9 protein-coding genes are annotated in these 12,500 nt (G+C 64.9%); 4 read left to right on the top strand and 5 right to left on the bottom strand.

What is annotated here, in order from left to right:
• Nucleotides 1-52 precede the first annotated feature (52 nt).
• Nucleotides 53-1,873 (bottom strand): translational GTPase TypA, encoded by a 1,821-nt coding sequence (typA, locus tag CF70_RS18910; RefSeq protein ID WP_035867884.1) that lies wholly within the window; start codon nt 1,871-1,873, stop codon nt 53-55.
• A 224-nt stretch (nt 1,874-2,097) separates the two neighbouring features.
• Here typA and CF70_RS18905 point away from each other — a divergent pair, with 224 nt between their 5' ends.
• The 4 genes from CF70_RS18905 to CF70_RS18890 all read left to right on the top strand — a co-directional run bounded on the left by CF70_RS18905 (nt 2,098) and on the right by CF70_RS18890 (nt 7,114).
• On the top strand, nt 2,098-2,577 hold the full coding sequence (locus tag CF70_RS18905; protein ID WP_035867882.1) for a MarR family winged helix-turn-helix transcriptional regulator: 480 nt from the start codon (nt 2,098-2,100) through the stop codon (nt 2,575-2,577).
• A gap of 100 nt (nt 2,578-2,677) precedes the next feature.
• Nucleotides 2,678-4,183: an efflux transporter outer membrane subunit gene (locus CF70_RS18900; RefSeq protein WP_035867880.1), complete on the top strand. Its 1,506-nt coding sequence runs from the start codon at nt 2,678-2,680 to the stop codon at nt 4,181-4,183.
• Nucleotides 4,184-4,256: 73 nt separating this feature from the next.
• Nucleotides 4,257-5,507, top strand: a complete 1,251-nt coding sequence (locus CF70_RS18895) for an HlyD family efflux transporter periplasmic adaptor subunit (protein WP_035867878.1) — start codon at nt 4,257-4,259, stop codon at nt 5,505-5,507.
• A gap of 2 nt (nt 5,508-5,509) precedes the next feature.
• Nucleotides 5,510-7,114 (top strand): DHA2 family efflux MFS transporter permease subunit, encoded by a 1,605-nt coding sequence (locus tag CF70_RS18890; RefSeq protein WP_035867876.1) that lies wholly within the window; start codon nt 5,510-5,512, stop codon nt 7,112-7,114.
• Between the two features lie 128 nt (nt 7,115-7,242).
• Here CF70_RS18890 and CF70_RS18885 read toward each other — a convergent pair whose 3' ends face one another.
• The 4 genes from CF70_RS18885 to infB all read right to left on the bottom strand — a co-directional run bounded on the left by CF70_RS18885 (nt 7,243) and on the right by infB (nt 12,416).
• Nucleotides 7,243-7,623 carry a GreA/GreB family elongation factor gene (locus CF70_RS18885; protein WP_051648656.1) on the bottom strand — a complete coding sequence of 127 codons (381 nt, stop codon included), beginning with the start codon at nt 7,621-7,623 and terminating at the stop codon, nt 7,243-7,245.
• A 412-nt stretch (nt 7,624-8,035) separates the two neighbouring features.
• The gene (truB, locus tag CF70_RS18880) at nt 8,036-8,983 is read right to left on the bottom strand and encodes a tRNA pseudouridine(55) synthase TruB (RefSeq protein ID WP_035867873.1); all 948 of its coding nucleotides are present in this window, start codon (nt 8,981-8,983) and stop codon (nt 8,036-8,038) included.
• A gap of 101 nt (nt 8,984-9,084) precedes the next feature.
• On the bottom strand, nt 9,085-9,453 hold the full coding sequence (gene rbfA / locus CF70_RS18875) for a 30S ribosome-binding factor RbfA (protein WP_035867871.1): 369 nt from the start codon (nt 9,451-9,453) through the stop codon (nt 9,085-9,087).
• A 62-nt stretch (nt 9,454-9,515) separates the two neighbouring features.
• The gene (gene infB, locus CF70_RS18870; RefSeq protein ID WP_035867869.1) at nt 9,516-12,416 is read right to left on the bottom strand and encodes a translation initiation factor IF-2; all 2,901 of its coding nucleotides are present in this window, start codon (nt 12,414-12,416) and stop codon (nt 9,516-9,518) included.
• Between the last annotated feature and the right edge of the window lie 84 nt (nt 12,417-12,500).

Here is a 12,500-nt window from a genome sequence, read left to right as displayed (position 1 = left end):
AACCGCGCACAAGGCGCGGTTTTTCATGGGCAGTCTGCCCGCGGCGAAACGCTTACGCGGTTTCGCGCGAAGCACGCTTACGCTCGTGCTCCTTCAGGTGACGCTTGCGCAGGCGGATGCTCTTCGGCGTGATCTCGACCAGCTCGTCGTCGGCGATGAATTCCACCGCGTATTCCAGCGACATCTGGATCGGCGGCACCAGGCGCACGGCTTCGTCGGTACCGGAGGCGCGCACGTTGGTCAGCTGCTTGCCCTTGATCGGATTCACGACCAGGTCGTTGTCGCGGCTATGGATGCCGATGATCATGCCTTCGTACAGCGCATCGCCCGGCTTGACGAACATGCGGCCGCGGTCCTGCAGCTTCCACAGTGCGTAGGCCACGGCATCGCCGTCGTCCTGCGAGATCAGCACGCCGTTGTGGCGCTCACCCAGGCCGCCTTCGCGCACGGGCGCGTAGTCGTCGAAGATGTGGCTGATCAGGCCGGTGCCGCGCGTCAGCGTCAGGAACTCGCCCTGGAAGCCGATCAGGCCGCGTGCCGGAACGCGGTACTCGAGGCGGGTGCGGCCCTTGCCGTCCGATGCCATGTCGAGCAGTTCGCCCTTGCGGCGGCCCAGTTCTTCCATCACGCTGCCCTGGTGGCCGTCTTCGACGTCCACGGTCAGCAGTTCATACGGCTCGTGCTTGACGCCGTCAATTTCCTTGAACACCACGCGCGGGCGCGACACGGCCAGCTCGTAGCCTTCGCGGCGCATGTTTTCCAGCAGGATGGTCAGGTGCAGTTCACCGCGGCCCGACACTTCGAAGATGGTGTCGTCGCCGGTCTCGGCCACGCGCAGCGCCACGTTCGACTTCAGTTCGCGGTCCAGGCGCTCGCGCAGTTGGCGGCTGGTCACGAACTTGCCTTCGCGGCCTGCCAGCGGCGAGGTGTTGACGCAGAAGTTCATGGTCAGCGTGGGCTCGTCCACCTTCAGCATCGGCAGCGCGTCCTGCGCGTCCGGTGCGCACACGGTGCAACCGATGCCCAGCTCTTCGATGCCGTTGATCAGCACGATGTCGCCGGCTTCGGCTTCTGCCACGATTTCGCGCTCCAGGCCCTGGAACTTCAGCACCTGGTTGATACGGCCCTTGATGGGGTTGCCTTCGGGGCCGAACTTGACCACCACGTCTTGCAGCGAGCGAGCGCGGCCACGCGAAATGCGGCCCACGCCGATCTTGCCGACATAGCTGTTGTAATCAAGCGAGATGATCTGCAGCTGCAGCGGGCCATCCGGGTTGTCGTCACGGACGGGCACCTTGGACAGCACCGTCTCGAACAGCGGCTTCATGTCGCCTTCGCGCACGTCGTCGGTCAGGCCGGCGTAGCCGTTCAGGCCCGAAGCGTAGATCACCGGGAAGTCGAGCTGTTCGTCGGTAGCGCCCAGCTTGTCGAACAGGTCGAAAGTCTGGTTGATCACCCATTCCGGACGCGCGCCCGGACGGTCGACCTTGTTGATGACCACGATCGGCTTCAGGCCCAGCGCCAGCGCCTTGCGCGTGACGAAACGGGTCTGCGGCATCGGGCCTTCAACGGCGTCGACCAGCAGCAGCACGCCGTCGACCATCGACAACACGCGCTCCACTTCACCGCCGAAGTCGGCGTGGCCAGGGGTGTCGACGATATTGATATGGGTGCCGTTGTATTCGACAGCGCAATTCTTCGCGAGGATGGTGATCCCGCGTTCCTTTTCAATGTCGTTCGAATCCATCACGCGCTCGACCACTTGCTGGTTGTCGCGGAAGGTGCCTGCCTGGCGCAGGAGTTGGTCGACCAGAGTGGTCTTGCCATGATCGACGTGAGCGATGATGGCGATATTGCGGATGGCGCGGGTCATTGCAGCGTCTCGCTTTGGGGGCTGAGCATCAAAAGATAACCCGAAATTATAGCATGCTGCGGCGCAAAACCCGAGGCCGACATTCGGAGGCTTCTTACCCACCCCGCTCGACTGGATTTGGATTATTGCGTCATTAGCAATAACAAATTGCCCTCCTTGCGATTAGCAAATCGTGAACATATAGTTGCCACGACAAACATTGCAGCGACAAGCACCCGAGCGAGATGTCCGAGCAGACCCAATCCACTCCCGATGACACCCACCCCTTCGACCCGGCCGAATATTGCATGGGCGAAAGCGTGGGCTACCTGATGGCACGCGCCAAGAACGTGTTGTCGCACGAGGTGGAGCAGGAGGTGACCGGCCTGGACATCACACATGCCCAGGCAACCTGCCTGATGATGCTGGCCGCTGGCCGTGGCAGCACGGTGACCGACCTGGGCCGGGAACTCAACACGGACATGGGTTCTGTCACGCGCCTGCTCAGCCGCATGGAGAAACGCGGCCTGATCGAGCGCCAGCGCAGCGATGCCGACCGGCGGGTGGTCGACCTGTCGATCACGCCCGCCGGCCGGATCCTGGTGGACGAGTTGCCCCGGATCTACTGCCGCGTGCTGAACCGGCATTTCAAGGGCTTTTCCGATACCGAGCTGCAGACCTTCCGCTCGATGCTGCACCGGATCATCAGCAACAACAGCGGCTAGCCGGCGTAACAGACGCGCCTTTGCCAAGCCTCCCGGCCGCCGCCGCCCCGACCTCTCGAATAAAAGAACAAACAACAAGGCTCTGTCGTTCCGCACCCAGATGAATCAAGCTCTCTCCTCTTTCGCCCTGTCGCCGCGCGCAAGCGCGGTGGGCCGCCGGGCCGGCACGCTGGCGCTGACGGCGCTCGCGGCCGCGGTTCTTGCGGGTTGCGCTGCGTTCGGCAATTCGCACAGCACGCAGACGGTCACCGCCCCTGGCGCCCTTGCCAGCGCCCAGTCCCTGCCCGCGCAGCACGGCCAATGGCCCTCGCTCGACTGGATCGACCAGTTCAAGGATGCGCAGTTGCGCGGCCTGGTCGACGAGGCGGTGAAGGACAGCCCTAACCTGCAAGCCGCATTCGCCCGCGTGGAAGCCTCGCGCGCGATGGCCGACGCTACCCGCAGCGCGCTGTATCCGCAGGTCGACTTCGAAGGCAGCCTGCTACGCCAGCGCTTTTCCGAGACCGATCTGTTCGCAGGTACTCGCCTGGCCGGTTCGTGGCAAAACCAGACACGCCTGCAGGCCGGCCTGTCTTACGACTTCGATTTCTGGGGCAAGAATCGCGCGGCGCTTGAAGCCGCGCTGTCCGATGATCGCGCCATCGAGGCCGAAAGCCAGGCCTCGCGCCTGATCCTGACCACATCCGTGGCCCGCGCCTACGCGCGCCTTGCCGCCTTGTACGCGCAACGCGACGTGGCCGAGCGCGCCATCGCCCAGCGGCGCGGCCTGACCCAGTTGTCGAGCGAGCGTCTCAGCGCCGGGCTGGATACCCAGGTGGAAACCACCCAGGCACGCGGCACGGTGGCTTCGGCGCAGACCGACCTGCTGCGCGTGGACGAAGACATCACGCTGGTGCGCAACCAGCTCGCCGCCCTGTTGGGCAAGGGCCCGGACCGCGGCCTGGCGATCCAGCGCCCGACCATCCTGGCGCAAGACACGCCGCAACTGCCGGACAACCTCACCATCGACTTGCTGGGCCGCCGCCCCGACCTGGTTGCAGCCCGCTGGCGCGTCGAGGCCAGCAGCAAGGATATCGAGGTGGCGCGCGCGGAATTCCTGCCCGCCGTCAGCCTGACCGCCTTCGCCGGCGTCGCCTCGCTGGACCCCTCCAACCTGCTGATGAGCATCAGCCGCACCTTCGGCATCGGCCCGGCCATCCGCCTGCCGATTTTCCAGGGTGGCAAGCTGCGCGCCAACCTGAAGGGCAAGTACGCGCAATACGACCTCGCCGCAGCAAACTACAACCAGACGCTGGTCGACGCGCTGCGCGAAACCGCCGATACGGTCGCCAGCATCCGCAGCGTGGACACGCAGATCACGGCCCAGCGCGAAGCACTGGCCCTGGCCGAGCGGGCTTACTCGCTGGCCACCATCCGCTACAAGGCCGGACTGGGCACGCAGCTCACCGTGCTCAATGCCGAAAGCAATGTGCTGCAGCAGCGCCGCCTTGCCACCGACCTGCAGGCGCGCCGCCTGGATCTGCAAATGGGCCTGATGAAAGCGCTCGGCGGGGGCTACCAGGAACAAGCCGAAGGCACGCAAAAGCCGGCCGAGGCACGCGGCTGAGCCCGCCCTCGCAGCGCAGGCACAGACAACAAGAACAGACCAACGGTACCGACAGCATTCTTCAAAGACGATCATGAGCGATAACAAGCAAGCGGCCCAGACTCCCGCCTCCCAGGCGGCCCCCGTCAACAACAACGGCAAGCGCAAGCGCCTGCTGCTTTCCCTGACCGCCGCGGTAGTAGTGGCCGGCGTGGGCTACGGCGTTTACTGGGGCCTGTACGCGCGCCATTTCGAAAGCACCGACGACGCCTATGTAGCGGGTAATGTCGTGCAGGTTACGCCGCTGGTGGGCGGCACCGTGATCTCGATCGCGGCCGACGACACGCAACTGGTCACTGCCGGTCAGCCCTTGATCCAGCTCGACCGCGCCGACTCGCAGGTCGCCCTGGAACAAGCCGAAGCGCAGCTGGCGCAAGCCGTGCGCGAGGTCCGCACCCTCTACGTCAACAACGGTTCGCTGGCAGCCAACGTGGCGATGCGCGAGGCCGACGTGGCCAAGGCGAAGGAAGACCTCAGGCGGCGCATGGCCATCGCCAACTCCGGCGCGGTGTCGGGTGAAGAAATTTCGCACGCCCAGACGGCGCTGACGGCAGCCCAGTCGGCGCTGTCGGCAACACGCGAGCAACTGGCGTCCAACAAGGTGCTGACCGACCAGACCACGGTGGAGAAGCATCCCAATGTGCAGCGTGCCGCGGCCAACCTGCGCGCCGCCTACCTCGCGTTCGCGCGCTCGACCCTGCCGGCGCCGGTGACGGGCTACGTGGCCAAGCGTTCGGTGCAGGTGGGCCAGCGTGTGGCACCGGGCGCGCCGCTGATGGCCGTGGTGCCGCTGGACCAGGTGTGGATCGACGCCAACTTCAAGGAAGTGCAGATCACGCATATGCGTGTTGGCCAGCCGGTCACGCTGGAGGCCGACCTGTACGGATCCAAGGTGACTTACAACGGCAAGGTGGAGGGTTTCTCGGCCGGTACCGGCTCGGCCTTCTCGCTGCTGCCGGCGCAGAATGCCACCGGCAACTGGATCAAGGTGGTCCAGCGCCTGCCGGTGCGTATCGCGCTGGATCCGAAGCAGCTGAAGGACCACCCGCTGCGCGTCGGCCTGTCGATGAACGTGACCGTCGATGTGCGCAAGGAAGAAGGCGCTGCGATGTCCAGCACCACGGTAGCCCGGCCGATGCAGACCGACGTCTATGAAAAGGTCGCGCAGGACGCCGACGCGCTGATCGCCCGCATCATCTCGCTGAACAATGGCGGCCGCCAGGCGGCCGAACCCATGGCAGCGCCGGTTACAGCTCCCGCTCCGGCCAAGCCCGCCAACACCTGAACATGGCCACCTCCATCCCCGCGCGCGACGGCGCCGCTCCCGGCGCCCCCGCGCCGGCTGCGCGCCCTGCCGCGCCAGTACCGCTCTCGGGCGGCAAACTGATCATCGGCACCATCGCGCTGTCGCTGGCCACGTTCATGAACGTGCTCGATTCGTCCATCGCCAACGTGTCGATTCCGGCGATTTCGGGCGACCTCGGCGTGGCGCCCAACCAGGGCACCTGGGTCATCACCTCGTTCGCCGTGGCCAACGCGATCTCGGTGCCGCTCACAGGCTGGTTGACGACGCGCTTCGGGGCGGTACGGCTGTTCATCACGTCGATCCTGCTGTTCGTGCTCTCGTCATGGCTGTGCGGCGTCGCGCCCAACCTGGAAGTCCTGCTGGCGGCGCGCGTGCTGCAAGGCGCCGTGGCCGGGCCCATGATCCCGCTGTCGCAATCGCTGCTGCTATCGAGCTATCCACCGCAGAAGAGCACCATGGCGCTGGCGCTATGGGGCATGACCACCCTGGTCGCGCCGATCATGGGGCCGCTGCTGGGCGGCTGGATCTCGGACAACATGACCTGGCCGTGGATCTTTTACATCAACATCCCGGTGGGCCTTGGGGCTGCCTATGCCACCTGGGCGATCTACCGCGACCGCGAAACGCCCATCAAGATCCTGCCGATCGACCGGATCGGGCTGGCGCTGCTGGTGATCTGGGTGGGGTCGATGCAGCTCATGCTCGACAAGGGCAAGGAGCTGGACTGGTTCCACTCGACCTCGATCGTGGTGCTGACCGTGGTGGCCATTGTCGGATTCCTGTTCTTCCTCATCTGGGAGAGCTATGAAAAGCATCCGATCGTGGATATCACGCTGTTCAAAGGGCGCAATTTCAGCGCGGGCGTGGTTGCCATCTCGGTCGCGTACGGACTGTTCTTCGGCAACCTGGTGATCCTGCCGCTGTGGCTGCAAACCATCGTCGGCTATACGGCGACCAATGCCGGCATCGTGATGGCGCCGGTCGGGATCTTCGCTATCCTGCTGTCCCCGGTGATCGGGAAGAACCTGCCCAGGATGGATGCCCGCTGGGTCGCCACCGTGGCCTTCATCACCTTTGGCGTGGTCAGCCTCATGCGTTCGGGCTTCACCCTGCAGGTCGATACCCGCTCGCTGATGATCCCGACGCTGATCCAGGGTGCGGCGATGGCGATGTTCTTTATCCCGCTGACCTCGATCATCCTGTCCGGCCAGCCGCCGGAGAAGATCCCGTCGGCCTCGGGCGTCTCCAACTTCGTGCGGATCACCTTCGGCGCGATCGGCGCTTCGATCTCGACCACAATCTGGGAGAACCGCACCGCGATGCATCACGCGCAACTGGTGGAACAGGTCAACCCTTACAACCCGGCATACGCCGACCAGTTGAATCACCTGACGCAGTTGGGCATGAGCCAGGCCCAGGCCATGGGTCAGATCGAGCGCAGCATTTCGCAGCAGGCGGCCATGCTCGGCGCCAACGACATCTTCTGGATCTCGGGCGTGCTGTTCTTCGTGCTGATTGTTTTCGTCTGGCTGACCAAGCCGAAAAAGGGAGGCGAACTTGACGCCTCCGCCGCCGGGGCGCACTAAGCCAAGCGAGTGCTTCGCGCCCCCGGGCCAGGCCGGTGCCCTCGCAGGCACCGGCCTGGCCCCAATCGCCAATCGCCAATCGCCAATCGCCAATCGCCGGCGTACCTGCTCGACTCTCCCCTACCGGTTCAAGCCGGCAGGATTTCCTGCACTACGAATTCGACTGACTGCGTACCATCGGCGACGGGCAGGCGAACATGCCACCCAGCCGGCGTCCCTAGCAACGCCATGCCGGCTGGCGACAGGACAGACAGCTGTCCGCGCCGGAAGTCCGCCTCATCGGGGTAGACGATGCGCCAGACAAAGTGCTCGCGGTGCCGCGCCTCAATGCAGAGAAAAGGCGCATTCAGCGTGACCACCTCGCGCGGCCGGTTGGCGGGGGCGCCGACCACGGCACGTCCGATGACTTCGCGGATGGACTTGCGCTGGAGCGCCGCCGTCCGTTGATCGGCGGCGAGCGCATTCAGGCGTTCGATATCGCAGGGGGTGAGGAAAACTGTCTTTCGCATGCCGACTCCCGGTGTCAACGCGCGCGACGTGGTCACGCGTGTGGCATTTGGTTTCTGGGGGGAGCGAGGTTCGGCCCGGTGCGCTGCGCTTCGAAGCGCCTTGCATGCAGGCGGATCAGGCAGCGTACCGGGCGGCAGCGAGCGAGGCGGCTGTTGCCGCGCGTAAGAGCAGGAAGAGGCGGTTCACGAAGACTCTGCAGTCGTGCCGCGTGTGCCCGGACGCAGGATGCGCCGGGTTGCGCGGACGCAGGATGCGCCGGGTTGCGCGGCAGATATTTTATATTTAAACAAATATCTGCCACAAAGAAAAGGCATCGCGCCAACCCTGCGCGCTTTCGCCGCGGTTCTCGCTGTTTGAAGCGGCCCTTTTTGCGCGATGCAACACGGAGCGGAGTCGGGTGCCCCGCCTGCCTTATAGCTTGACCAGCCGCTCGGGACGGAGCGCCCCTTCGCGCATGCGTGCCACACCCAACAGGCGTTGCGGTGCATCGCCATAGACGCGGGCAAGCTCGCCCTCCGCCAGCGCGGTGCCGGCGGGCAGGTCGCGCTGCGCAATACGCTGCCCCTGCAGGAAGCGTCCCATCGCCGCCGCATCGAGCGTCACCGGAACGCAGCGCTGCAACAAGGCATCGACCGGAGCCAGCAACGCCGGGCGTTCGTCATCGCCGTGCTGTTCGATCTGCTCCAGCGTGACCGCGCCGGACAGGCTCAGATCGCCAACCGCGGTGCGGCGCAAGCCGGTCAGGTGCGCGCCACAGCCCAGCGCCTCGCCGATATCTTCGGCCAGGGTGCGGATATAGGTGCCCTTGCTGCAGGTCACGCGCATGCTGAATGTGAGTGCCTGCGGCAAGCCGCACTCCAGCAGCGTGATCTCGTGGATGGTGACGCGGCGCGCCGCGCGCTCCACAGTCTGGCCCGCGCGCGCGTACTCGTACAACGGGCGCCCGTCTTTCTTCAGCGCGGAATGCATCGGCGGCACCTGCTCGATTTCTCCCGCGAAGCGCGTCATGGCTTCTCGCAGTGCCTCGATGTCACACGTCACCGGGCGTTCCACAATCGCCTCGCCTTCGGCATCGCCGGTGGTGGTCTTGATGCCCAGGCGCACGACCGCCTCGTAGGTCTTGTCGGCCTCAAGCAGGTCCTGCGAAAACTTGGTCGCCTCGCCGAAGCACAACGGCAACAGCCCGGTGGCAAGCGGGTCGAGCGTGCCGGTATGGCCGGCCTTGAGCGCGCGCAGCAGGCGCTTGGCACGCACCAGCGCATCGTTGGACGACAGGCCGAGCGGCTTGTCGAGCAGCAGTACACCATGCACCTCGCGGCGGGGCTGCCGGGGCGGGCGGTTGTTTTTGGGATCGGTCATGACGGGAGCAATGTGGCGCCGGCGGGATTCCGAGCCCGGCGCTACAAACGGAAACAAGACAAGCGGGAACAAGAAAACGGCCCGTAATCACGGGCCGTCTTTCAGTCTTCTTTTGCGCGAGTGGAGTTCGCTTCTTTAATCAGCTTGGACATCTCGATCGCCTGTTCCACCGAGGTATCGTGGAAAAAGCGCAGCGTCGGCACCGTATGGATATGCAGCCGCTTGTAGAGCAGCGAATGCAGGTAGCCGGACTTTTCGTTGAGGATGCCTTCCACTTCCGCGGCGTCGGCCGCCAGCACGGTGAAGTACACCTTGGCGTGCGCGTAGTCGGGGGTCAGCGTGACCGACTGCAGTGTGACGAGCCCCAGGCGGGGATCGCGCAGCTCACGCTGGATCATCTCGGCCAGGTCGCGCTGGATCTGGTCGGAAATCCGGAGATTACGGGAGGAGATACTGCCTTTCTTGGCCATTCAATACGCTTCTGTCGAGAAGGGCAGCGGCGGGCCAGTTGGCCCGCCGCCCGCAACACGCCTTACAGCGTGCGCGCCACCTCGGTGATTTCATACACTTCGAGCTGGTCGCCTTCCTGAACGTCGTTGAAGTTCTTGATCGACAAACCGCACTCGAAGCCTTGCTTGACTTCCTTGACGTCGTCCTTGAAGCGCTTGAGCGAATCGAGCTCGCCGGTATGGATGACCACGTTGTTACGCAGCACCCGCACCAGGGCGGTACGCTTGACCATGCCATCGGTGACCATACAGCCAGCCACCGCACCGATCTTCGGCACACGGAATACCTGGCGCACCTCGACCGTACCCAGCGTGACTTCGCGCTTTTCCGGAGCCAGCATGCCCGACATTGCCGCCTTGATCTCGTCTACCGCATCGTAAATGATGTTGTAGTAGCGGATATCGATGCCGTTGTTCTCGGCCAGCTTGCGCGCGCCAGCATCGGCACGCACGTTGAAGCCGATAATGACCGCCTTCGAGGCCGTGGCCAGGTTGACGTCCGACTCCGAGATGCCGCCCACGCCGCCGTGCACGATCTGCACGCGCACTTCTTCGGTCGACAGCTTCTGCAGCGATTGCACCAGCGCTTCCTGCGAACCCTGAACGTCGGCCTTGACGATCAACGGCAGCGTCTGCACTTCGCCTTCGCTCATCTGCTCCAGCATGGTTTCGAGCTTGGCCGCCTGCTGCTTGGCCAGCTTGACGTCGCGGTACTTGCCTTGGCGGAACAGCGCGATTTCGCGCGCCTTGCGCTCGTCCGGCAGGACCAGGACTTCTTCACCGGCGGCCGGCACTTCGGACAGGCCCTGGATCTCGACCGGAATCGAGGGACCCGCTTCCTTGGTCGGCTTGCCGGTTTCGTCCAGCATGGCACGGACACGTCCGTATGCGCTGCCAGCCAGCACCACGTCGCCACGCTTGAGCGTGCCGCTGGTGACCAGAATGGTCGCGATCGGGCCCTTGCCCTTGTCCAGCTGGGCTTCCACCACCAGGCCCTTGGCCGGCGCATCCACCGGAGCGCGCAGTTCCAGCACTTCGGCCTGCAGCAGCACTTGCTCCAGCAAATCGTCGATGCCTGCGCCGGTCTTGGCGGATACCGGAACGAACGGCGAATCACCGCCGTACTCTTCCGGCAGCACCTGCTCGGCCACCAGTTCCTGCTTGACGCGGTCCGGGTTGGCTTCAGGCTTGTCGATCTTGTTGATCGCCACCACGATGGGCACGCCCGCCGCCTTGGCGTGGGCGATAGCTTCCTTCGTCTGCGGCATCACGCCGTCGTCGGCCGCCACCACCAGGATCACGATGTCGGTTGCCTTGGCGCCACGGGCACGCATGGCCGTGAAGGCCTCGTGACCCGGGGTGTCCAGGAAGGTGATCACGCCGCGTTCGGTTTCCACATGGTAGGCACCGATGTGCTGCGTAATACCGCCGGCTTCGCCCGCCGCCACCTTGGCACGACGGATGTAGTCCAGCAACGAGGTCTTGCCGTGGTCGACGTGACCCATCACGGTCACCACCGGCGGACGCGGCAACTGCTCGGCGTCGGTGTGGTCTTCGCCACCCACCACCAGCAGTGCTTCCGGATCGTCCAGCTTGGCGGCAAACGCCTTGTGGCCCATTTCTTCCACCACGATCATGGCGGTTTCCTGGTCCAGCACCTGGTTGATGGTCACCATCTGGCCGAGCTTCATCATCTGCTTGATGACCTCGGATGCCTTGACGGCCATCTTGTGGGCGAGATCCGCCACCGAGATGGTTTCCGGCACGTGCACTTCGCGCACCACCGGTTCCGTCGGCGCCTGGAAATTGGTGCCGCGATCATCCTGCTGGTGACGGTTGCCACGACCGCGCGGACCGCCGCGCCAGCCGCCAACGCCACCCGACGAATCGCCGCGAGTCTTCAGGCCGCTGCCCTTCTTCTTCGAGCCTTCGTCCTGCCACGTCGAGGACGTACCAGCCTTCACTACCTTGCCGGTCTTCTTGTCGACGGTGGTGGTGGCGGTGGTGGTCGTCGTTGCGGGCTTCTTGTCGTCTTTCTTGACTTCGGTGCCCGGTGCCTTGACCGGCTTGTGCAGGGTACCGGTCTGCTCGGCCTTTTTCTCTTCGGCCTTGCGTTCCGACGGCGCCTTGAGCACGCGCGCCGGCGCATTCAGCATCTGCTGAATGGCTCGCGCCTCGGCTTCGGCGGCCTCGCGCCGCTTGCGCGCTGCGTCCTGCTCTGCACGCGCCTTGTCGGCAGCCTGCTTGGCATCGTCGGCGGCCTTCTGCGCGGCAGCGCGCTCGGCGGCCAGACGGACCTTTTCGTCCTCGGCCTTCTTGCGCGAGTCGTCGTCTTCCGGCGCCTTGGCGGTAGCGGCGGCGCGCAGGGCAGCGGCTTCCTCTTCCGCCTTGCGGGCGGCGAGCTCAGCCTGGCGGCGTTCTTCCGCCTCCAGTGCTTCCTGCTTGGCACGGCGCTCGGCTTCCTCGCGTTCAGCCGCCTCCTGGCGTGCCTTCGACTCGGCTTCCTGGCGTGCCAGCAACTCGGCCTGCTGACGATCTTCCTCTTCCTGGCGCGCCTGCTCGGCCGCATCGACCTGCAGGTCGGCCACGTCGTGGCCATCGGCGCCCTCGGGCGAAGCCTCGTCGCGCTTGATCAGGACGCGCTTCTTGCGCACCTCGACCTGCACCGTGCGAGTCTTGCCGGTGGAATCAGCCTGGCGGATCTCGGAAGTCTCACGCTTGGTCAGCGTGATCTTCTTGCGCGCGCTGTCATCGGCCGCCCCGTGCGAACGCTTGAGGTAATCCAGCAACTTGGTCTTGTCGGATTCGGTGATGATGTCGTCAGGCGTCACCTTGCCCACCCCAGCTGCCTGCAATTGTTCCAGCAGGGCAGCTGCGCTGCGGCTCAGTTCTGCGGCCAGTTGGGCAACTGTTGTGCTTGCCATTCAAACCCTTTCAATGCTCGGTTTATACGTCGGGACAGTCGTGTGCGGAATGCGCGCTCAGGTAGCCTGAAAAAGCGTTACGTG

This window comes from Cupriavidus sp. SK-3 (assembly GCF_000611145.1).
Classification (GTDB): Bacteria; Pseudomonadota; Gammaproteobacteria; order Burkholderiales; family Burkholderiaceae; genus Cupriavidus.
Note: the sequence above shows the minus strand (reverse complement) of the source record. Positions and strands in the feature narration are given on the sequence as shown.